This window comes from Burkholderia multivorans ATCC BAA-247 (assembly GCF_000959525.1).
Taxonomy (GTDB): Bacteria; Pseudomonadota; Gammaproteobacteria; order Burkholderiales; family Burkholderiaceae; genus Burkholderia; species Burkholderia multivorans.
Genome location: NZ_CP009832.1, coordinates 2,139,596 through 2,159,745, shown reverse-complemented (window position 1 = coordinate 2,159,745; position 20,150 = coordinate 2,139,596). Strand labels below are relative to the sequence as shown.

The following is a 20,150-nucleotide window of genomic DNA, read 5'->3' as shown; positions in this document are numbered from 1 at the left end:
TCCTTCGTGACTCCCCGACTTTTCGCCCTGATTCCCTGCGCCGGCACGGGCAGCCGTTCCGGCTCGGCCGTGCCGAAGCAATACCGGACGCTCGCCGGCCGCGCGCTGCTGCACTACACGCTGGCCGCGTTCGACGCGTGCAGCGAATTCGCGCAGACGCTCGTCGTGCTCGCCCCCGACGACACGCACTTCGATGCGCGCCGCTTCGCGGGGCTGCGCTTCGCGGTGCGCCGCTGCGGCGGCGCGTCGCGGCAGGCCTCGGTGCTCAACGGGCTGCTCGGCCTTGCCGAATTCGGCGCGGCCGATCACGACTGGGTGCTCGTGCACGACGCCGCGCGCCCGGGCATCACGCCGGAACTGATCCGCACGCTGGTCGCGACGTTGAAGGACGATCCGGTCGGCGGCATCGTCGCGCTGCCCGTCGCCGATACGCTCAAGCGCGTGCCGGCCGGCGGCGACGCGATCGCGCGCACCGAGCCGCGCGACGCACTGTGGCAGGCGCAGACGCCGCAGATGTTTCGCATCGGCATGCTGCGCGACGCGATCCAGCGCGCGCAGCGCGAAGGGCACGACCTGACCGACGAGGCGAGCGCGATCGAATGGTCCGGCCATACGCCGCGCGTCGTGCAGGGCAGCCTGCGCAACTTCAAGGTCACGTATCCGGAAGATTTCGCGCTGGCGGAGGCAATTCTCGCGCGCGCCGCGAACGCTTCGTGATTGTCAATTTCTCCTCAATCGGAACACGCATGGATTTCAGAATCGGACAAGGCTACGACGTGCACCAGCTCGTCGCGGGGCGCCCGCTCATCATCGGCGGCGTGTCGATTCCGTACGAGCGCGGCCTGCTCGGCCACTCGGACGCGGACGTACTGCTGCACGCGATCACCGACGCGCTGTTCGGCGCGGCGGCGCTCGGCGACATCGGCCGTCATTTCTCCGACACCGACGCCGCGTTCAAGGGCGCCGACAGCCGCGTGCTGCTGCGCGAATGCGTCGCGCGCGTGAAGGCGGCCGGCTTCGCGATCCAGAACGTCGACAGCACGGTCATCGCGCAGGCGCCGAAGCTCGCGCCGCACATCGAAGCGATGCGCGCGAACATCGCGGCCGATCTCGGGCTGCCGCTCGAACGCGTGAACGTGAAGGCGAAGACCAACGAGAAGCTCGGCTATCTCGGTCGCGGCGAAGGAATCGAGGCGCAGGCGGCCGCGTTGCTCGTGAAGCAGGGCGCGTGACAACGGCGTGCCGCGCAGCGCGGCAGCCGGCGCTGCACGGCGCCCGGAAAAGCGAAATGCCACGCGGATGCGTGGCATTTTCGTTTGCGGCGCACGTCCGGCGAGGCCGGACGCTGCGGTATCGCTTATTCGCCTTCGGCGGCGATGACCTGCGCGGCGGCGTTGATCACCGACGCGATGCGGCCGACGTCGCGCAGCTGCGTGACGGTCATGCCTTGCTCGTTCTTCAGCAGCGCATAGTGCGACTTCACGCAGAAGTGGCACTTGCCGACGATCGATGCGGCGAGCGCGTACATCTCGAACTTGCGCTTGTCGACACCGCCGTGCGACGCATAGGCGCCCATGCGCAGTTCGGCGCGCTGCGTCTTCAGATCGGCGTCGTCGGCCATCTCGACGTACGGATACCAGGTGTTGTTCATCCCCATAAGCGCGGCCGCGGTCAGCGCGGCATGCGTTTCTTCGGGCGACAGCACGTTCGCTTCGCGGATCGTCTTCACGAGCACCGTGCTCTTCGCGGCGACCGCCGCGGCCAGCGCGACGCCGACCGCATCGTTGCCTTCGAGCGACGAGCGCGAGATCGTGCCGTCGAGGTTCAGACGGATGTCCTTCGCGTAGTCGGGAATACGTGCCTTAATCGAATCGATGAATTCCATTGATATCTCCTATGAGTTGGCCGTGAAAAAAGCCCGCAGGCAGGACGCGCGCCGCGGGCTTTCGTGCATCGATGCGCTTACAGCGTTGCGCCGCCGATTGCGCGGTTGCACGGGCACAGTTCGTCCGTTTGCAGGCCGTCCAGAATGCGCAGGATTTCTTCCGGGCTGCGGCCGACGTTCAGGTTGTTCACCGAAACGTGCTGGATCGTGTTGTCGGGATCGACGATGAACGTTGCGCGCAGTGCGACGCCGGCTTCCTTGTCGCGCACGCCGAGCTGGTCGATCAGTTCGCCCTTGACGTCGCCGAACGAGTAGTGGTTCAGCTTGTCGAGGTCCTTGTGCTCACGACGCCATGCGAGCTTGACGAATTCGTTGTCCGAGCTGCCGCCGAGCAGAACGGCGTCGCGCTCTTCGAACTGCTTCGCGAGCTTTGCGAATTCGACGATTTCCGTCGGGCACACGAACGTGAAGTCCTTCGGATAGAAGTAGATGATCTTCCACTTGCCCGGGAACGACGCTTCGGTGACGGTCTCGAACGCCGACTGGCCGTTTTCCTCGTGATTGTTGAAGCCCGGCTTCGCGGCTACGACGGTGAAAGCTTCGAGTTTATCGCCCACGGTTTTCATGCGGATACTCCTGTATGAGTTGGGAAGAAGACTGAGTCAAGCTACCTCGGTGCTGCAACGATCATGTGACAGCATGGGGAGACTATAACACTATTAGTGAAGCGATTCAATAGATTTTGACTAACACTCCCCATAGATTTTCTCAACCGCGGCGATAGTGTGACGCGCAATAAACGTGCGCGCCCGCGTCATGCGGTCGCGCGCAATTTGCCGGTGCCGGGGAATTCGAGCGTGACTTCCAGCCCCGCTTCCGGGCTGCGGTTGCGCAGGCGCAGCGTGCCGCGATAGCGGCCGACGAGGCGCAGCACGATCGCCATCCCGAGGCCGGTGCCGTCGGCCTTCGAGCGTGCGGCGTCGACGCGGTAGAACGGCCGCATCACGAGCGGCAGCTGATCTTCGGGAATGCCGGGGCCTTCGTCGCTGACCGACAGTTCGACGCGCGCATGCGACACGCGCGTCTCGAGCGTGATCCGCGAGATGCCGTCGTGCTTGCTTTGCCCGTATTTGCGCGCGTTCTCGACGAGGTTGCCGACCACGCGGCGCATGTCGGTTTCGTCGGCCTCGATGATCGCGGCCGGCGCGAGCCGCAGGCGGATCTCGACGCCGTCCTCGCTCGACACGCGCGCGGCCACGTCTTGCGCGACCGTCGACAGATCGACCGGCTCGGGCTTGCGCTGCGTCGGCCGCGCGTAGTCGATGAAGGCGGCGATGATGCGGTCCATCTGCTCGATGTCGTCGACCATCGCGTCCTTGGTCGCCTGATCGGACGGACTCATTTCGGTTTCGAGACGCAGCCGCGCGAGCGGCGTGCGCAGGTCGTGCGAAATGCCGGCGAGCATCAGCGCGCGGTCGGCCTCGAGCTGCTCGAGGTCGCGCACCATCTGGTTGAAGCTGCGGTTGGTTTCGGCCGCGACGCCCATCCCGCGCTCGGGCAGCGGCTCGGGCGCCTGGCCCGAACCGACCTGGCGCGCGGCGAGCGCGAGCCGCGAGAACGGCCGGTTGACGAGGCTCGTGATGAACGCGGAGCCGAACAGCGACAGCGCGAGCGCGAACAGCCCCCAGCCGGCCCACTGCAGGCCCGTGACCGTATCGAGCTGATCGCGGTCGAGCGCGACCCAGTAGTCGTCGTCGTCGATCTTGAAGCTGATCCACACGCCCGGAATGTCGTTGACCGACTGTGCGATCACGGTATCGTCGCCGAGGCGGCTGCGGATGTCGTGTTCGATCAGCCGGTTCAGCGATTCGTCGGGCTGCAGCCGGAACTTGTCGGTCTTCTCGCGCGGGTACACGCGCACGCCTTCGTTGCTCTCGAGATCCTGCAGCAGCGCGCGGCGCAGATCGGGATCGGAGTAGAGCAGCGCGGTGCGCGTGAGCTTCACGATCGCGACGAGCTGCAGCGCGACGCGCTGCGCGCGCGGCTCGCGCTCGATCACGCGAAAGCTCTGAAACCACGCGGCGAGACTGACCGAGATCAGCAGCGCGATCAGCAGGAAGGTGCGCCAGAACAGCCCGCCGAACGCGAGCTGCAGAAGGCGCCGGTCGATACGCATGGGACGGGCCGTGAGCGGGCGAAACCGGAAAGAAGGACGATCAGGCGGCGCCGTCCGGGATGAACACGTAGCCGAGACCCCAGACGGTCTGGATGAAGCGCGGGCTGCCCGGATCGGGCTCGATCAGTTTGCGCAGACGCGAGATCTGCACGTCGAGGCTGCGGTCGAACACTTCGTATTCGCGCCCGCGTGCGAGCTCCATCAGCTTCTCGCGCGACAGCGGCTGGCGCGGATGACGCGCGAACACCTTCAGCACCGAGAATTCGCCGGTGGTCAGCGGAATTTCCTGGCCGGATTTCGTCAGCGTGCGCGTCGCGAGGTTCAGCGAGAACTCGCCGAACTCGAACACCTCGGTGGTTTCCGACGGCGCGCCCGGCAGCTCGGCCGGCGCCTGGCGGCGCAGCACCGCGTGAATGCGCGCGACGAGCTCGCGCGGGTTGAACGGCTTCGGCAGGTAGTCGTCGGCGCCCATCTCGAGGCCGACGATGCGATCGACGTCTTCACCTTTCGCCGTCAGCATGATGATCGGCGTGCGGTCGTTGCTGCCGCGCAGACGGCGGCAGATCGACAGGCCGTCTTCGCCGGGCAGCATCAGGTCGAGCACGAGCAGGTCGAAGCGCTCGCGCACCCAGAGCTTGTTCATGGCGGTCGCGTTCTCCGCGACGTAGACGTTGAAGCCTTGCTCGCCGAGATAGCGGCGCAGCAGATCGCGCAGGCGCGGGTCGTCGTCGACGACGAGAATCTTGGAGGGGTTTTTCGTTTCCATGAGCGGCATCTTATCGCGAATGAGAAATGGCGCGCCGTCGAGGATTTTGGCGCGTTACAGTCAGTTACAAAATTTACCCGTGGTGTCGCGCGGAGTAAAGGCAGGCTATAGAGATTCCTTTACTCGAAGCCGAAATTCGGTAGATACTCGCTGCACTCCATCTTTCATCTTTGCACACCCGAATTCCGCAGGGTTTTTCTAGTACCAGAGGTAGCCGGTTGCCGCGTGACGAAGGGAACAAATCGACCAAAGAAGCGAGGACGGTCATGCGATCTGCCCGGATTGCACTGATGCTGACGATCGCGCTCGCCGGTCCGTATGCGTCGAACTTCGCGTATGCGCAACGCCCCGAGCACGGCGCATGGTCGCGCAAGGCGCCGCGCGGCAAGGCGCTGCAGCCCGATCGCGCCGCCGATCCGTCCGTCCGTTCCGCCGTGCCTCCCGATCTCGAGCAGCGCCGCCGCGACGGCCACATGACGCCGGAAGAGCGTCATCTGTTGCGTCAGCACATCGAGGACGCCGTGCGCGAGCTGTACAAGCGCTGAGCGCGCCGTCGTCTGCGCCGCGCTGCGGAAATACACCGTAGCAATTTCTCCGTCAACGCCGCGGCGACGCGTGCCGTTGAACCGGCATTCGCACGCTGCGTGCGTTCCCGGAGCCGATCACGATGGAAGCGAATACAGCCGGCGCGGCATCGTCGCCCGCGATGCAGACGCCGCTCGATGCCGACGACGCGTTGTTCTTCCTCACGCGCACCGGCTTCTCGCCGGCACCGGCGGACGTCGCGTGGGCGGTCGGCATGACGCGCGCGCAGCTCGTCGCCGACACGCTCGGCAACGTCCGGCGCACGCCGGTCACCGCATGGCCCGACTGGATCGACGAGCCGCCTCCGCCGCGCGCGCTGCGCCGCGCGCTCACGCCCGACATGCGGCGCGAAGCGCGCCGGCTGCGCGATCGGCGTTACGACGCATTACGGGCCGCGTGGGTCGACGAGATGGTCGCGACGCCGTCGCCGCTCACCGAGCGCATGACGCTGTTCTGGCATGGCCACTTCACGTCGGGACAGGACAAGGTGCCGTACCCGCAGACGATGGCCGCGCAGAATGCGCTGTTTCGCCGCGAGGCGCTCGGCAATTTCGGCACGCTGCTGCATGCGGTCGCGAAGGATCCGGCAATGCTGCAGTACCTCGACGGTGCGAGTAATCGCAACGGGCGGCCGAACGAGAATTTTGCGCGCGAGGTGATGGAGCTGTTCACGCTCGGCGAGGGGCACTATACGCAGCGTGACGTGACCGAAGCGGCGCGCGCGATGACCGGCTGGACCGTCGATCCCGACACGCTGCGCTTCGTCGTGCGCACCGACTGGCACGATGCCGGCGACAAGACGATACTCGGCGAGACCGGCCCGTTCGACGGCGACGCGTTTCTCGACATCCTGCTGAAGCAGCGCGAGACCGCGCGCTTCGTCGCTGCGAAGCTGTGGCGCGAGTTCGTGTCCGACGCGCCCGATGCGCGCGAGCTCGAGATCGTCGCCGACCGCTTTCGCGCGAGCGGCTACGACATCCGCGCAGCGCTCGCCGCGCTGTGGTCGACCGACGCGTTCTGGGATCCGCGCAACCGCGGCGTGCTGGTCAAGTCGCCGGCCGAATTCGTCGTCGGGTCGGTGCGGATGTTCGACGTCGCGTACGGCGATCCGCAGATGCTCGCGAACACCGTGCGCACGCTCGGCCAGAACCTGTTCTATCCGCCGAACGTGAAGGGCTGGCCCGGCGGCGCAATGTGGATCAACAGCACGACGTTGCTCGCGCGCAAGCAGTTCGTCGAGCAGCTGTTCCGCGCGACCGAGACGGCCGGCATGCGCGCGGGCGTCGCGGCGAATGCGCCATCACGCGCCGGGCCGTCCGTCGCCGCCGCGATGACGAGCGGTGTGGCGGCGTGGCCGGCGTCGCCCGCGCGCGGCGGCCTGCGCTTCGATCTCGAGCGCTGGCTTGCGCAGTACCGTGCGCGCCCGCAGGCGGTCGTCGGGCTGTCGACCGAGCTGCAACTGCAGCATGCGGTGTTGCCGGTGCCGCCGGTCGCCGCGATCGACACGGCGTCGACAGGCAGCGCGTATCTGCAGGCGCTGCTGATGGACCCGGCCTATCAATTGAAATGACGACGACACGGGCCGTTGCCGCTGCGGCGCGCAAGCCGCGCGGCAGGCCGAAGGATGCATGATGAACCGACGAGATTTTCTGACGCTGACCGGAGCCGCAGCCGCGGCGGGCGTGTCGCTATGGCCCTCGGTGTCGCGCGCGGCGGCTGCCGGGCAATCGTTCGCGGCCCGCTATGAGAACGTGCTGATCCTCGTCGAGCTGAAGGGCGGCAACGACGGGCTCAACACCGTGGTGCCGTACGCCGATCCGCTCTATTACCAGTATCGGCGCAGCATCGGCGTCAAGCGCGACCAGGTGCTGCAGCTCGACGCGCAGACCGGCCTGCATCCGTCGCTGGCGCCGTTGATGCCGCTGTGGCGCGACGGGCAGCTCGCGATCGTACAGGGCGTCGGTTATCCGCAGCCGAACCTGTCGCATTTCCGTTCGATCGAGATCTGGGACACCGCGTCGCGCGCCGACCAGTATCTGCACGAAGGCTGGCTCACGCGCACGTTCGCGCAGGCGCCCGTGCCGCCCGGCTTCGCGGCCGACGGCGTGGTGCTCGGCAGCGCCGAGATGGGGCCGCTCGCGAACGGCGCGCGTGCGATCGCGCTCGTCAATCCCGCGCAGTTCGTGCGCGCGGCGCGGCTCGCCGAACCGTCGTCGCTGCGCGAACGCAATCCGGCGCTCGCGCACGTGATCGATGTCGAGAACGATATCGTGAAGGCCGCCGACCGGCTGCGTCCGCGCGGCGGCATGCGCGCGTTCGCGACGGCGTTTCCGGGCGGCGCGTTCGGCACGTCGGTGAAGACCGCGATGCAGGTACTGGCCGCGTGCGATGCGAACGGGCGCGGCACGCAGGACGGCGTCGCGGTGCTGCGGCTGACGCTCAACGGCTTCGACACGCACCAGAATCAGCCGGGCCAGCATGCGGCGCTGCTCAAGCAGTTCGCGGAAGGGATGACGGCGCTGCGCGGCGCGCTGATCGAGCTCGGACGCTGGGATACGACGCTCGTGATGACCTACGCGGAGTTCGGGCGGCGCGTGCGCGAGAACCAGAGCAACGGCACCGATCACGGCACGGCCGCGCCGCACTTCGTGATGGGCGGTCGCGTGATCGGCGGCCTGTATGGCGCGCCGCCGGCGCTGGCGCGACTGGACGGCAACGGCAATCTGCCGGTCGCCGTCGATTTTCGTCAGCTTTATGCGACCGTGCTCGGCCCGTGGTGGGGCCTCGATGCGACGAGCGTGCTGCAGCAGCGCTTCGATACGCTGCCGCTGCTGAAGGCGTGATGCCGGTCGCGCCGCGTCAGCGACGGCGCGCGGCGCGCCAGGCGATCCACAGCTTGCGGATCGGCGTCAGCGCGATGCGCTGATGCAGCACCTGATAGCCGTCGCGCTCGATTTCGTCGAGCAGCGCGCGCGCGAGCGCGACCTGCGCACGCAACGTGCGTTGCGCGCGGCGTTCGGCGGCCGGAATCGCAGCGTCGGCTGCGTCGAGCGCTTCGCGCGCGCGGGCCGTCTGGAACTGCATCAATTCGGTGAACGCGGGGCTGTAGCGCCGGTTCAGCAGGTCGGCCGCCGTCACGTTGTAGCGCTGCAGTTCGTCGATCGGCAGATAGATGCGGCCGTGGCGCGCATCGTTGCCGAGCTCCTGCACGAACTGCGCGAGCATCAGTGCGCGGCCGACGTCGGCCGCCCAGGGCTGCGGGGCGCCCGGTTGCGCGGCGGCCGCACGCGCGACGAGCGCGGCGAACGTGCCGCCCACCTGCGCGACGTAGCGCTGCAGATTCGCAAAGTCGAGATAGCGCGCCTGCTCGAGATCCATCCCGTAGCCGTTCACGAGCGTGCGCAGCGCGTCGGCTTCGGCGGCGATCGACGGATGGTGCCGCGCGAGCGCCTGCGTGACCGGATGCGACGGCTGGCCGTTCGCGAGCGCCGCGAGTTCCTTGTGCCACCACGCGAGCTTCGTGTGTCCGACGGTCGGGTCGCTGATTTCCTTGACGGTTTCTTCGAGTTCGCGGCGCAGCGCGAACAGCGCGGTCAGGCGCGGCTCGACCGCGGCCGGCGCCTGACGCAATGCGTAGTAGACGCTGGAGCCCGCGGGGGCGGCCTTTTGCTGGCAGTAATCGTCGAAGTTCACGGGGCAGATTCGGGTCGGGGCAGGGACGGACGCGCACGGCCGGTGCCGCCGTCACGTCGAGCGCGGCATTCTAGCACCGCCGACCGCGCGGTGCCGGCGAGCGAGACAACGCCGCGCAGATCGGGTAGAATCTCGCGCTCGCCTGATCGGGGCGCCGGTGTCGCCGGCCGAAAACCCCGACGTGCGGGGCGCAGACGATGTGCCCGCGCGCTCTGGCGACGCAAGGATCCGCGTGAGTGGCGAAATTGGTAGACGCACCAGGTTTAGGTCCTGACGCCCGCAAGGGTGTGCCGGTTCGAGTCCGGCCTCACGCACCATCGAATACGTGCCGCACGGCCCGATTCCGAAAAAAAGCGCTGCCGGTCCCCGACCGCAGCGCTTTTTCGTTTCCGCGCATCTTGCTCGCGATCGCCGCCGCCGCTAATCCCAGAAACTCCGGATCGCGACGGCGACGATCACGGGCACCGAGAACACCAGCGGAATCGCGAAATACTGCACTTCGCGGTCGACGAGCCAGCTATAAATCACCCATCCCGCGCCCACGGCGAACGTGACGAGGCCGACCAGCACGGCGGCAATATTGAGAACCAGTTTCGACGGTTGGCGGCGCGCATTGCGTTGGGCATCGTTATCGCGCGGGGAGGATTTCATCGGAAGAAGACGGCCTCGGGCCTGTTTGATCAAACGCACAGGAGACCGCATCCGCGCCGATCGCGCAAGGGCCGGCCGCGAACCGACGCCGGCCCGCTGCCGTCATCGCATGGCCGGCAGGCCGAACGATGCCGCCAGTTCGTCGATCAGCGTGCGCTGAAACGCGAGGAACCGCTCGCCGGGCTGTTGCGCAACCGCGAGCTCGAGCATCGGATCGGCGACCGCGGTGCGGACGCCGGCCAGCTCATCGACGATCGCGAGTCCGCAGAACGGCACGTACGCTTCCGAATAGCCGCCTTCGTGCACGATCACGAGCCGGCCGCCGCAATGGCGCTGCGCGGCCTCCTTGACGGCGCGCGTCATGAACCGGTAGCTGTCGGTATGCAGCAGCATCCGGGCGAGCGGATCGACCGCGCTCGCATCGAGCCCGCTCGCGACGACGATCAGTTCGGGCCGGAAGCGTTCGAGCGCCGGCAGCACGATCCGCTCGAACGCATGGCGGTACGCATCGTCACCGCTGCCGGCGAGCAGCGGCACGTTCAGGTTCGCGCCGATGCCGGCACCGGCGCCGCGATCCTCGGCGCCGCCGTAGCCGGGCGGGAAGCAGCGGTCTTGATGCAGCGAGATCGTCAGCGTGTCCGGATCGTCGTAATAGATCGATTGCGTGCCGTTGCCGTGATGCACGTCCCAGTCGATTACGGCCACGCGGCCGATGCCGTGCTTCGCGCGCGCGGCCTCGATCGCGATCGGGATGTTCGCGAGCAGACAGAAGCCCATCGGCCGGTCGCGCAGGCAATGATGGCCGGGCGGCCGCGACAGCGAGAACGCATTCGCTGCGCGCTCGTCGACGACCGCGTCGACCGCTGCGATCGCGAGCCCTGCCGATAGCGCGGCGATTTCATAGCTGCCCTTGCCGAACGGCGCGAGATCGCCGAGGTCGCCGCCGTTCGCGTCGCTGAGCGCCCGAAATGCATCGAGGTAGCCGGCAGGGTGGATGCGCAGCAGATCCTCGCGCGCGGCGGGCGCGGCGCCCCGCATGTCGAGCTGCGCGGCGAGCCCCGACGCGTGCACGAGCGACAGCAGCCGGCGCTTCGAGTCGGGCGATTCGGCATAGCCGGCACCCGACGGCGGCTGGACCCAGCCGCCGACCGGAAAGAACAGCGCGTGCGTGCCGCCTGTGTGCCAGAAGGTGCGTTCGTCGGTGAAGAATGCGGTGCGTTTCATGGGTATGACCTGTCAAGGTTGGGAAGAAGCGGAGCGGCGTGCCGTCCGTTCGATGCCGCGCAGCGCGGCGAACGACACGGCGGCGACCGCGGTCGCGGCGACGAATAGCGCGCGCATCGTGCCGCCGGCATCGAGCATCAGCCCGGCGAGCAGCGGCCCGGCGGCGAGGCCCGCGCCGATCACGAAGTTGAGCGTCGCGACGAGGCGGCCCGACGTATCGATCTGCGCGACAGTCGCAAGGATGAACGGCAGTACGAACGTCCACGCGAACTTGAACGTGAAGATCGCGGCGCTGTAGCCGGCCGCGCGCGGCTGCGCGGCCAGCGCGACGAGCGACGCGGCGAGCAGCGCGTAGCCGGTCCAAAGCATCGTGCGGCGCGCGACGCGGCCGCCCGCGCACGACGCGAGCGCCGCACCGGCGATCCCCATCACGCTCGCGATCGCCAATACGGTGCCGGCCGCTTGCGAATCGAGCCCGGCGTCGGCCGCGGCGCGGCTCGCGAAGGTCCACACGCTGCCGATCGCGAGATAGAACGCGAGCACCGCGCCGATCGCGAGCGCGCCGCAGCCGGCCGGCATCCCGAGCGCGGCGCCGCGTGCGTGTCGCGCGACGTGCATGCCGGTCGAGCGCGCAAAGCCGCGCGACAGCGGCGCCGCGGCCAGCGCCAGTGCCGCGAGCGCGAAGTAGAGCGCACGCAAGCCGAACGCGACGAACACGTGCGGCAGCACGAACAGTCCGATCGCGCCGGCGATCAGCTGGCCGACGACCCACAGCCCGTACACGCGATCGCTGTTCTCGCTCGTCGCGGCGCTCGTCATGCAGAGCACCATCAGCGTGCCGCCACCGAGTGCGGTCGCGGCGCGCAGTGCGAGCAGCGTCGCGAAGTCGGGCATCCACAGCGCGGTGAGCAGATTGCCCGCGCCGAACAGCGCGATCGCGCACGCCGCGACACGCCGCGCATCGACGCGGCCGAGCCACAGATACGACGGCACGGTCGCCGCGCTGAACGCGCCGAGTTCGACGAAGAAGTACGTGCCGATCTGGGACGCGGACAAGCGAAGCTGCACGGCGAGTTGAGCGGCGACGGCCGGCGCGACGAGCAGCAGCAGCGGCGTGATCGCGGCGAACACGACGAGTGCGACGAGCGTCGCGCGGGCGAACGGGGCGGCGTGCGCATCGGATGCGCGCACGGTATCGGAGGCAAGGGGCTTCATCGCGGCGTCTCGCAGTGGGTTCAGAACAGGTGGTACATGCCGACCATCGCGCCGAACTGCGATGCGCCGGCGAGCGGTGTCGGGTCGTATTCGTAGACGGTTTGCGAACTCCGGTTGCCGTTGCGCGCGTAGCCGAGGTTCACGTACGCGACCGTGCGTTTGGACAGCGCGTACGTCGTGCTCGCGATGAACAGCGTCGGATGACCGATCGCCGGCGTGCGCGAATCGGTGTGATAGATGCCCGCATTGAGGCCGATGCCGCCCGTCGTCAGATAGCGCGCGCCGCCCCAGACGATCGTGCGCGCCGCATCGAGGTCGCCGGTCCGGCGCTCGACGCCCGCATAAACGGTCAGCGGCAGCGCGGCGAACGCATAGCGCGCGGCGAGCGTGCCGAGTTCGCGTCGTCGGCCCGATGCGTCGTCCGTCGCCGATATGTCGCCGTGCGACTGATGCAGCACCGCGCCGACCGACAGTCCGTTGCTCGCGTACTGGCCGCCGAGCTCGAGCACGCGACCGGCGCGCGTATTGCCCGCGATGCCGGCCGTCGCGATGAGCGCCTCGACATCGAAGCCGGCGAACGTCGGCGACTGATACTTCACCGAGCGGTCGATGAAGTTCGCGGACATCGGCACGATGACGCCTTGTCCGCTGTACGACGCATACCAGAGCGGGTCGTAGAACAGCGTCTTGTCGAACAGCACGCTGAACTGCCGACCGAGCGTGACGGTGCCGATGGGCCCCGCGATGCCGACGTACGCGCCGCGAAAGAACGCGAGGCCGGGCACGGTCGCCGTGCCGTCGTTCACGTTGATGCCCTGTTCGAGCTTGAACAGCGCGCGCCAGCCGCCGCCGAGCGGCTCGCTGCCTTTGATGCCGATCTGCGACGGCACGATTCCGTAGTTCTGCAACTGCACGGCCGAGCGATGGGCGTCGGCATGCGTCATGTACTGCACGCCGACGTCGAGCGCGCCGTACAGCGTGAGCGTCGACTGCGCGTGTGCGGCCGCGCCGCATGCGGCGACGGTCGCGGCGGCTGCCGTGCGGATGAAGCGCGATGTAATCACGTGGGGTTCTCCATGCGGGCGCATCGTGGTCGTGGGGAATCGCGACGCAGTGTCGGCGGCCGCAAAGGCGCCGAACAGCCGTTCAGATGGAGGTTGCGGAAAACCCGCGGTGCGCCGCGCCGCAGCGTCGCGGTGCCGCGGGCGCGCGTGCTGCGCGGCAGCAATGCGTCGCGCCCCGTTCAAATGGATGGGATTGCGCCGCGTGGCGGCGCGCCGGCCCGTCAAAAATGACGCTCGCTATAATCGGCCGGTCTGCGTTGCGCACATCGGCGGCCCGCACGGGCAGGAGAGCGGAAGGTGAGGATCACGACGGGTACCGGGCAGGATCTCGATGCGCTGCGCGACGTGCCGGCGGCGATCGTGCTCGACGAGGCCGCGTGGCCGCCGCCGTCGCCGCGGCGCGCGGACTTCGACGGCGTCGCGCACGGCGACACCGCGCAGCGCGAACTCGGCCTGATGCTGCTCGACCTCTATGCGTTCGCCGCACAGTCGGCCATCGGCGAATTCGAATGCCGCTTCTTTTCGCTGCTGCAGGCGCTGATTCCGTTCGATGCCGCGTGGACGGGCGTCGCGACGCACGTGGCGACCGGCCCCGTGATGCACAACAGCTTCCTGTACCGTCTTCCGGACGCGTTCTTCGGCGACTGGAAACGCGTGCGCGACTGCGATCCGCTCGCGCACCGCACGCTGCGCGGCGCGCACGGCCGCGCGGTACGGCTGTCGGTCGTCGAGCCGGGGCTCGATCCGCGCTTTCGCGACTGGTGCGTGAAGTACGGGCTCGCGCAGCTGATGTGCGTGTGCACGCTCGATCGGCGTTTCGGGCTGACGACTTTCATGTCGATCTACCGTCAGGGGCTGAATCGTCCGTTCGGCGACGCCGACGCGCAGCGTTTCGAAGAAGTGATTCCGCACCTGGCCGCCGCGCTGACGATCAACCGTGCCGCACAGCTCACGCGCGAGCGCGGCGATGCCGGCGCGCCGGCGTCGCGTGCGCTGTGCGACAACTTCGGCGTGCTGCACCATGCCGATCACGGCTTCGACGACGTGCTGCGCGCCGAATGGCCGGCATGGTCGGGCACGCGCGTGCCGGAACCGCTCGTCGCGCATCTGCGGCGTCACGCAACACAGCCTTTCGTCGGCACGGCGCTGCGGATAGGCTGCGTGCCGGTCGCCGGACTGTTCCAGCTCGAAGCGCGGCCGCGCTCGCTGCTCGACCGGCTGAGCCCGCGCGAGCTCGCTGCCATTCGCTATTACGGCGCGGGGCGGTCGCACAAGGAGGTCGCGCAGCAGATGGCGATCTCGCCGACGACGGTGCGCCACTATCTACGCTGCGCGTACCGCAAGCTCGGCATGCACGACAAGAGCCAGATCGCGGGCGTACTCGGCGCGAGCGCCGACGTGCCGGACGAGCGGCCGGCCGCGGCACCGCGCGACCTGCGCTGAAGGCGATCGAACGCACCGGAGGTCGTTGTATCCGCAACGATTGGGCGTTATGCTCCAGAACTCCCGGCATACGGACATTCCATCATGAACGACACGAATTCAGGCGCGGTGCGCGCGGCGGTGGTCGGCGTCGGCGCGATCGGCGGGCTGCTCGCGGCGGCGCTGTCGCGCGCCGGCGTCGCGGTGAGCGCGTATGCGCGCGGGGCGACGCTCGACGCGCTGAACGCGCACGGCGTGCGCGTGATCGACGACGCGGGCGCAACCTCGACGGTCGCCGTGCACGCGAGCGACGACGCGGCCGCGCTCGGCGTGCAGGACTACGTGGTGATCGCGCTGAAGGCGCAGGCGCTGCCGGCGCTGGCCGCGCGGATCGCGCCGCTCGTCGGTCCGGACACGGTGATCGTCGCGGCGATGAACGGTTTGCCGTGGTGGTTCACGCACGGGCTCGCCGGCCCGCTCGACGGCGTACCGCTCGAAGCAGTGGATCCGGCCGGCGCCGTGTCGGCCGCGCTGCCGCCCGGGCAGGCGATCGGCTGCGTCGTGCATCTGTCGTCGAGCACCGACGCGCCCGGCGTCGTCCGGCGCGGACGCGGCAACCGGCTGATCGTCGGCGCGCCGGACGGCCGGCTCGAGCCGGCCGCCGCGCGCTTCGCGGCGTTGCTCTCGGCAGGCGGGTTCGACGTCGAATCGACGCCCGCGATCCGCACCGAGATCTGGGCGAAGCTGTGGGGCAACATGAACATGAATCCGCTGAGCGCGCTGACGGGCTCGACGGCCGAACAGCTGCTCGACGATCCGTTCACGCACGATCTCGCGCTGCGGATGATGGAGGAGGCCGCGCAGATCGGCGCGAAGCTCGGGCTGTCGACCGGCATGAGCGGCCCCGAGCGCATCGCGGTCACGCGCAAGCTCGGCGCGTTCAAGACGTCGATGCTGCAGGATTTCGAGGCAGGGCGGCCGCTGGAGATCGGGCCGATTCTCGGCGTGTTCCCGGAGCTGGGGCGCAGGCTGAACGTGCCGACGCCGTACTGCGACGCGGTGCTCGGGCTGCTGCGTCAGCGCGCCGCGAACAGCGGGCTATAGCCGGCTATCGCGCGGTGCGCGAGCGGCGCCGCGCGCGCCGCCGGCATCGGCTTCATTGATCTGAACAAAGCGTATGCGTCCTGCCGACCGGCACCGTCGGTGCGGACGATTTGACGCGCTTGTCGCGCGACGGCGTCAGTTGTCGCGTTCGAGCGCGTGCGCGACGACCTTGTCGAGCAGCCGCTCGAACGTGTTCCGTTCGCTCTCGGACAGGCACGCGACCAGCCCGTCGTTCCACTTGCGCACGATCGGCATGATTTTCCGGTACAGCGCGCGGCCGTCGGCGGTCAGCGCGATCAGCACGATGCGGCCGTCCTCGTCGCTCGCGCTGCGCTCGAGCAGGCCCTGGCGCAGCAGCGCTTCGGCCGCGCGGCTCGCCTGGCTCTTGTCGAGATTCGTGTGGCGCGCGAGATCCATGATCGAGAACGGACCGAACGCACCGACGGCCGCGATCACGCGCGCCTCGGGCAGCGAGATGCCGAGCTTGTGCCGGTACACCTCGCCGATGCCGCGGTCGGATCGCTTGGTCAGCGCGTGAAGGCGATAGGTCAGAAACTGATCGAGCCCGGCTTGTCGGCCTTTCATGTCGCATCCTGAAGAAAAATGGCGGGCCCGATTGTTCCTGTATCGCGCGCTCGGGTCAACGGTCAGTGTGCGCCGTATTTCAGGCGCGTCAACTGTTCGGCTTCGTTCGCGAGCAGCGTCGCCGCGTCGCGGATCGCGACGTCGAGCGAAATCGGGCCCGGCGCCGGCGAAAAACAGCCGGAAAAGTACTCGGACAGCCGCGGCAGCGCGGTCGGATCGATCGCGCCGGACAGCAGCGACGCCGGCACGCCGGCCGCCTGCGCGTGACGGCACGCGATGAACGGCGCCTTGCCGTGCAGCGTCTGCACGTCCGAGCGCCCTTCGCCGGTGATCAGCCAGTCGGCGCCCTCGAGCGCCGCGTCGAGCCCGATCTGCCGCGCGACGACCTCCGCGCCTGCCTCGAACTGCGCGCCGAGCATCCGCAGCGCGAAGCCGAGGCCGCCCGCGGCACCGGCGCCGGGCAGATCGCGCGCGTGGCGGTCGAGCGCGGCCTCGAGCAGATCGGCGAAGCGGCCGAGCGCGGCGTCGAGCGTCGCGACCTGCTCGGGCGTCACGCCTTTTTGCGGCCCGAACACCGCGGTCGCGCCATGCGCGCCGGTCAGCGGGTTGTCGACGTCGGACATCCCGACGAATTCCGCTTCCGCGAGCCGCGGATCGAGTGCCGACGCATCGATTCGCGCGATGTCGGCGAGCCGCGCGGGTACCGGCTCCACGGGCTGGCCGGCCGCGTCGAAACAGCGCAGCCCGAGCCCGGCCAACAGGCCCGCGCCGGCATCGTTCGTGCTGCTGCCGCCGAGCGCGACGAAGAAGCGGCGCACGCCTTCGTCGAGCAGCGCGCGGATCGCCTCGCCCATGCCGCGCGTGCTGCGTGCGTCGACCGGCACGCTCATCCCGACCGGATCGGTGATGCCGACGACCTCGGCCGTCTCGACGATCGCAGTGCGCGCATCGATCACGCCGACCGCCGCGTCGCGCGCCGCAAGCGACGCACCCGCCACGCGCAGCGTGCGCCGCGTGCCGCCGCGGGCGAGCATCGCGTCGAGCGTGCCTTCGCCGCCGTCGGCCATCGGGCAGCAGCGCACGACGGCGTCGGCGCGCGCACGGCGGATGCCGGTCGCGATCGCGTCCGCGACCTGCTCGGCGGAAAGCGAGCCTTTGAACGAATCGGGCGCGATGACGACGACAGGCGCGGACGGGTGTTGCGGCATGGTGTCTCCGGAAAGCGTGATTGGTGTGAGGAATCGGGGTGCGATGACGGCGCACCTTCATTCGGAGCTTACAGGATGGCGGCGCGCGATGGATATGGCGCACGGCATAACGGTAATCCATCGCGCCGAGCGCGGGCGCGGCACGCAACGTGCGACGGATCGCGTGCGGCAAGCCGGGGAGCCGGAGCGTCGCGCGCACGACGCGGCGAACGACTGCCGCGACGCGCCGATCTGGCGGTATGACGAAAATTGTTTGCTAGAATAGTCGATTCTTCCGGCCAAAGCCGTGCTCCGAGCCGCTTGCGCTAGCCATCCGGCGCGTGCAGGGATGGCGTGGCGCTCCGGCGCGGCGTGTGCGCGCGCCAGGCAGGCACGGCAAGGAAAAACCGATTCGCTCGAATAATTTTAGGACGATTGAAGCCATGGCTAACGTTGTTGAGAACCTCGGCAAGCTTGAACGCCGCGTGACGATTTCTTTGCCGAAAGAGACGGTGCAGAAGGAAATCGACGCCCGTATCCAGAAACTCGCGAAGAACGTGCGCATGCCGGGTTTCCGCCCGGGCAAGGTGCCGCTGAAGATGGTCGCGCAGCAGTACGCGGGTCAGGTCGAGGCGGAAGTGCTGAGCGACAAGATCGGCCAGGAATTCTTCACGATCAGCCGCGCGGAAAACCTGCGCGTCGCCGGTCAGCCGAGCTTCGCGCCGAAGCAGGAGCAGTCGGACGACGCCTACGCGTTCGACGCGACGTTCGAGGTTTACCCGGAAGTGAAGATCGGCGATCTGTCGACCGCTGAAGTCGAGCGCTCGACGACGACGATCGGCGACGCCGAAATCGACCGCACGCTCGACATCCTGCGCAAGCAGCGCGTGCACTTCCACGCACGCGGCGAAGCGGGCGAGCACGGCGACGGCGGCGCGGACACCGCGGCGCAGAACGGCGACCGCGTGACGGTCGACTTCGTCGGCAAGATCGACGACGTCGCGTTCCCGGGCGGCACGGCCGAAGACTTCCCGTTCGTGCTGGGCGAAGGCCGCATGCTGCCGGAATTCGAACAGGCGGCGCTCGGTCTGAAGGCCGGCGAGTCGCGCACGTTCGACCTGAAGTTCCCGGACGACTATCACGGCAAGGACGTCGCGGGCAAGACTGCGCAGTTCACGGTCACGATGAAGAAGGTCGAATGGCCGCACCTGCCGGAAATCGATGGCGAATTCGCGAAGTCGCTAGGCATCGAAGACGGCGATCTCACGAAGATGCGCAACGAGATCAAGGAAAACCTCGAGCGCGAGGCGAAGCGTCGCACGCAGGCGATCGTGAAGAACCAGGTGATGGACGCGCTGCTGAAGATCTCCGAACTCGACGTGCCGAAGGCGCTGATCGAGCAGGATCAGCAGCGTCTCGTCGAGATGGCGCGTCAGGATCTCGCGCAGCGCGGCGTGCCGAACGCGAAGGACGCGCCGATTCCGGCCGAAATGTTCGCCGAGCAGGCCGAGCGCCGCGTGAAGCTGGGCCTCGTGCTCGCCGAGCTGGTCAAGGCGAACGGCCTGGAAGCGAAGCCGGAGCAGATCCGCGCGGAAGTCGACGAGTTCGCGAAGAGCTACGAAGACCCGAAGGAAGTGGTCCGCTGGTATTATTCCAACCAGCAGCGCCTCGCCGAGATGGAAGCGTTCGTCGTTGAAAGCAACGTCGTCGACTTCGTGCTGGGCAAGGCAAAGGTGACGGACAAGGAAGTGAGCTTCGAGGCACTCGCAAGCGCATCGGCGCAAGCGTAACTGTCGCAGCAGCGGCGTGCCGGCTGTCGGAGCGACGGCCTGCACGCCGTTTTTACGTCGGGCGCACGGTTGCCATTAATATGGCGATTGAGCGGGCGGCTTCCCTCCGTTCAATTTTCCATTCGAACAAGGTTCATTGAATGATCACTCGCGCTGAATTGCTGGACATGCTTGCTTCGAATGCGCCGCAGGGTTTCGAGGCGCAAGCGCTGGGGCTCGTGCCGATCGTCGTCGAAACGAGCGGCCGCGGCGAGCGTTCGTACGACATCTATTCGCGTCTCCTGAAGGAGCGCCTGGTATTCATGGTCGGCGAAGTGAACGACCAGACGGCCAACCTGGTGGTCGCGCAACTGCTGTTCCTCGAGAGCGAGAATCCCGACAAGGACATCAGCCTGTACATCAACAGTCCGGGCGGCTCGGTGTCGGCCGGCATGGCGATCTACGACACGATGCAGTTCATCAAGCCGGACGTGTCGACGCTTTGCATGGGGCTCGCGGCCAGCATGGGCGCGTTCCTGCTCGCGTCGGGCGCGAAGGGCAAGCGTTTTGCGCTGCCGAACTCGCGCGTGATGATTCACCAGCCGCTCGGCGGCGCGCGCGGCCAGGCGTCCGATATCGAGATCCAGGCGCGCGAGATCCTGTACCTCAAGGAGCGGCTCAACCACCTGCTCGCGCAGCATACGGGCCAGGACGTCGAGCGCATCGCGCGCGACACCGACCGTGATAACTTCATGTCGAGCGAGGACGCGAAGGCGTACGGGTTGATCGACCAGGTGCTGCTGAAGCGTCCCTGAACTTAAGTG

Annotated in this window: 20 protein-coding genes and 1 tRNA gene; 10 read left to right on the top strand and 11 right to left on the bottom strand. The window is 68.2% G+C overall.

Features of this window, described 5'->3' with window-relative positions:
• Positions 1-6 precede the first annotated feature (6 nt).
• Both ispD and ispF read left to right on the top strand, forming a co-directional pair.
• Positions 7-717, top strand: coding sequence for a 2-C-methyl-D-erythritol 4-phosphate cytidylyltransferase (gene ispD, locus NP80_RS22395; protein ID WP_006402218.1), 711 nt, complete (start codon positions 7-9; stop codon positions 715-717).
• Positions 718-746: 29 nt separating this feature from the next.
• Positions 747-1,232 carry a 2-C-methyl-D-erythritol 2,4-cyclodiphosphate synthase gene (ispF, locus tag NP80_RS22390; RefSeq protein WP_006408377.1) on the top strand — a complete coding sequence of 162 codons (486 nt, stop codon included), beginning with the start codon at positions 747-749 and terminating at the stop codon, positions 1,230-1,232.
• Positions 1,233-1,357: 125 nt separating this feature from the next.
• Here the strand turns inward: ispF and NP80_RS22385 are convergent, their stop codons facing one another.
• The 4 genes from NP80_RS22385 to ompR form a co-directional block, all read right to left on the bottom strand.
• Positions 1,358-1,885, bottom strand: coding sequence for a carboxymuconolactone decarboxylase family protein (locus NP80_RS22385; RefSeq protein WP_006402220.1), 528 nt, complete (start codon positions 1,883-1,885; stop codon positions 1,358-1,360).
• A 77-nt stretch (positions 1,886-1,962) separates the two neighbouring features.
• Positions 1,963-2,511 carry a peroxiredoxin gene (locus NP80_RS22380; RefSeq protein ID WP_004192241.1) on the bottom strand — a complete coding sequence of 183 codons (549 nt, stop codon included), beginning with the start codon at positions 2,509-2,511 and terminating at the stop codon, positions 1,963-1,965.
• Positions 2,512-2,699: 188 nt separating this feature from the next.
• Positions 2,700-4,061 carry an ATP-binding protein gene (locus NP80_RS22375; RefSeq protein WP_006408378.1) on the bottom strand — a complete coding sequence of 454 codons (1,362 nt, stop codon included), beginning with the start codon at positions 4,059-4,061 and terminating at the stop codon, positions 2,700-2,702.
• Between the two features lie 40 nt (positions 4,062-4,101).
• The gene (gene ompR / locus NP80_RS22370) at positions 4,102-4,836 is read right to left on the bottom strand and encodes an osmolarity response regulator transcription factor OmpR (RefSeq protein WP_004192636.1); all 735 of its coding nucleotides are present in this window, start codon (positions 4,834-4,836) and stop codon (positions 4,102-4,104) included.
• A gap of 257 nt (positions 4,837-5,093) precedes the next feature.
• On the opposite strand from ompR, the gene NP80_RS22365 reads away from it, so the two are divergent.
• The 3 genes from NP80_RS22365 to NP80_RS22355 all read left to right on the top strand — a co-directional run bounded on the left by NP80_RS22365 (position 5,094) and on the right by NP80_RS22355 (position 8,255).
• A complete protein-coding gene (locus NP80_RS22365; protein WP_035946893.1) occupies positions 5,094-5,372 on the top strand; it encodes a hypothetical protein in 279 nt (92 codons plus the stop codon).
• 122 nt (positions 5,373-5,494) lie between these two features.
• The gene (locus NP80_RS22360) at positions 5,495-6,982 is read left to right on the top strand and encodes a DUF1800 domain-containing protein (protein ID WP_006410240.1); all 1,488 of its coding nucleotides are present in this window, start codon (positions 5,495-5,497) and stop codon (positions 6,980-6,982) included.
• A gap of 61 nt (positions 6,983-7,043) precedes the next feature.
• On the top strand, positions 7,044-8,255 hold the full coding sequence (locus NP80_RS22355; protein ID WP_006408381.1) for a DUF1501 domain-containing protein: 1,212 nt from the start codon (positions 7,044-7,046) through the stop codon (positions 8,253-8,255).
• 16 nt (positions 8,256-8,271) lie between these two features.
• Here NP80_RS22355 and hpnD read toward each other — a convergent pair whose 3' ends face one another.
• Entirely contained in the window at positions 8,272-9,105 is an 834-nt protein-coding gene (hpnD, locus tag NP80_RS22350; RefSeq protein ID WP_006408382.1) for a presqualene diphosphate synthase HpnD, read from the bottom strand.
• A gap of 230 nt (positions 9,106-9,335) precedes the next feature.
• Here hpnD and NP80_RS22345 point away from each other — a divergent pair.
• Positions 9,336-9,422, top strand: a tRNA-Leu gene (locus NP80_RS22345).
• Positions 9,423-9,525: 103 nt separating this feature from the next.
• Here NP80_RS22345 and NP80_RS22340 read toward each other — a convergent pair.
• From NP80_RS22340 to NP80_RS22325, 4 genes are all read right to left on the bottom strand, one after another.
• Positions 9,526-9,756 (bottom strand): hypothetical protein, encoded by a 231-nt coding sequence (locus tag NP80_RS22340; RefSeq protein ID WP_006402226.1) that lies wholly within the window; start codon positions 9,754-9,756, stop codon positions 9,526-9,528.
• A gap of 102 nt (positions 9,757-9,858) precedes the next feature.
• Positions 9,859-10,980 (bottom strand): class II histone deacetylase, encoded by a 1,122-nt coding sequence (locus tag NP80_RS22335; protein WP_006410237.1) that lies wholly within the window; start codon positions 10,978-10,980, stop codon positions 9,859-9,861.
• Positions 10,981-10,992: 12 nt separating this feature from the next.
• Positions 10,993-12,195, bottom strand: a complete 1,203-nt coding sequence (locus NP80_RS22330; protein WP_045594155.1) for an MFS transporter — start codon at positions 12,193-12,195, stop codon at positions 10,993-10,995.
• Between the two features lie 20 nt (positions 12,196-12,215).
• Positions 12,216-13,283, bottom strand: coding sequence for a porin (locus NP80_RS22325; protein WP_232356640.1), 1,068 nt, complete (start codon positions 13,281-13,283; stop codon positions 12,216-12,218).
• A 273-nt stretch (positions 13,284-13,556) separates the two neighbouring features.
• Between NP80_RS22325 and NP80_RS22320 the strand changes: the two genes are divergently transcribed.
• Both NP80_RS22320 and NP80_RS22315 read left to right on the top strand, forming a co-directional pair.
• Positions 13,557-14,702, top strand: a complete 1,146-nt coding sequence (locus NP80_RS22320; protein WP_006411154.1) for a helix-turn-helix transcriptional regulator — start codon at positions 13,557-13,559, stop codon at positions 14,700-14,702.
• 84 nt (positions 14,703-14,786) lie between these two features.
• A complete protein-coding gene (locus tag NP80_RS22315; protein WP_045594154.1) occupies positions 14,787-15,785 on the top strand; it encodes a 2-dehydropantoate 2-reductase in 999 nt (332 codons plus the stop codon).
• Positions 15,786-15,920: 135 nt separating this feature from the next.
• Here NP80_RS22315 and NP80_RS22310 read toward each other — a convergent pair whose 3' ends face one another.
• Together NP80_RS22310 and NP80_RS22305 are read right to left on the bottom strand one after the other, a co-directional pair.
• On the bottom strand, positions 15,921-16,370 hold the full coding sequence (locus NP80_RS22310) for a MarR family winged helix-turn-helix transcriptional regulator (RefSeq protein ID WP_006408388.1): 450 nt from the start codon (positions 16,368-16,370) through the stop codon (positions 15,921-15,923).
• A gap of 62 nt (positions 16,371-16,432) precedes the next feature.
• On the bottom strand, positions 16,433-17,578 hold the full coding sequence (locus NP80_RS22305) for a glycerate kinase (protein WP_006409802.1): 1,146 nt from the start codon (positions 17,576-17,578) through the stop codon (positions 16,433-16,435).
• A gap of 422 nt (positions 17,579-18,000) precedes the next feature.
• Here NP80_RS22305 and tig point away from each other — a divergent pair, with 422 nt between their 5' ends.
• Both tig and clpP read left to right on the top strand, forming a co-directional pair.
• Positions 18,001-19,347, top strand: coding sequence for a trigger factor (tig, locus tag NP80_RS22300; protein WP_006408391.1), 1,347 nt, complete (start codon positions 18,001-18,003; stop codon positions 19,345-19,347).
• Between the two features lie 140 nt (positions 19,348-19,487).
• Entirely contained in the window at positions 19,488-20,141 is a 654-nt protein-coding gene (gene clpP / locus NP80_RS22295; protein WP_006408392.1) for an ATP-dependent Clp endopeptidase proteolytic subunit ClpP, read from the top strand.
• Positions 20,142-20,150: the final 9 nt, after the last annotated feature.

What these genes read in the sequence shown, in the direction of transcription:
- ispF (WP_006408377.1), top strand. Translation starts at nt 747, where the DNA reads ATGGATTTCAGAATCGGACAAGGCTACGACGTGCACCAGCTCGTCGCG.
- NP80_RS22385 (WP_006402220.1), bottom strand. Translation starts at nt 1,885, where the DNA reads ATGGAATTCATCGATTCGATTAAGGCACGTATTCCCGACTACGCGAAG.
- NP80_RS22380 (WP_004192241.1), bottom strand. Translation starts at nt 2,511, where the DNA reads ATGAAAACCGTGGGCGATAAACTCGAAGCTTTCACCGTCGTAGCCGCG.
- NP80_RS22375 (WP_006408378.1), bottom strand. Translation starts at nt 4,061, where the DNA reads ATGCGTATCGACCGGCGCCTTCTGCAGCTCGCGTTCGGCGGGCTGTTC.
- ompR (WP_004192636.1), bottom strand. Translation starts at nt 4,836, where the DNA reads ATGCCGCTCATGGAAACGAAAAACCCCTCCAAGATTCTCGTCGTCGAC.
- NP80_RS22365 (WP_035946893.1), top strand. Translation starts at nt 5,094, where the DNA reads ATGCGATCTGCCCGGATTGCACTGATGCTGACGATCGCGCTCGCCGGT.
- NP80_RS22360 (WP_006410240.1), top strand. Translation starts at nt 5,495, where the DNA reads ATGGAAGCGAATACAGCCGGCGCGGCATCGTCGCCCGCGATGCAGACG.
- NP80_RS22355 (WP_006408381.1), top strand. Translation starts at nt 7,044, where the DNA reads ATGAACCGACGAGATTTTCTGACGCTGACCGGAGCCGCAGCCGCGGCG.
- NP80_RS22340 (WP_006402226.1), bottom strand. Translation starts at nt 9,756, where the DNA reads ATGAAATCCTCCCCGCGCGATAACGATGCCCAACGCAATGCGCGCCGC.
- NP80_RS22335 (WP_006410237.1), bottom strand. Translation starts at nt 10,980, where the DNA reads ATGAAACGCACCGCATTCTTCACCGACGAACGCACCTTCTGGCACACA.
- NP80_RS22330 (WP_045594155.1), bottom strand. Translation starts at nt 12,195, where the DNA reads ATGAAGCCCCTTGCCTCCGATACCGTGCGCGCATCCGATGCGCACGCC.
- NP80_RS22325 (WP_232356640.1), bottom strand. Translation starts at nt 13,283, where the DNA reads ATGCGCCCGCATGGAGAACCCCACGTGATTACATCGCGCTTCATCCGC.
- NP80_RS22315 (WP_045594154.1), top strand. Translation starts at nt 14,787, where the DNA reads ATGAACGACACGAATTCAGGCGCGGTGCGCGCGGCGGTGGTCGGCGTC.
- NP80_RS22310 (WP_006408388.1), bottom strand. Translation starts at nt 16,370, where the DNA reads ATGAAAGGCCGACAAGCCGGGCTCGATCAGTTTCTGACCTATCGCCTT.
- NP80_RS22305 (WP_006409802.1), bottom strand. Translation starts at nt 17,578, where the DNA reads ATGCCGCAACACCCGTCCGCGCCTGTCGTCGTCATCGCGCCCGATTCG.
- tig (WP_006408391.1), top strand. Translation starts at nt 18,001, where the DNA reads ATGGCTAACGTTGTTGAGAACCTCGGCAAGCTTGAACGCCGCGTGACG.
- clpP (WP_006408392.1), top strand. Translation starts at nt 19,488, where the DNA reads ATGATCACTCGCGCTGAATTGCTGGACATGCTTGCTTCGAATGCGCCG.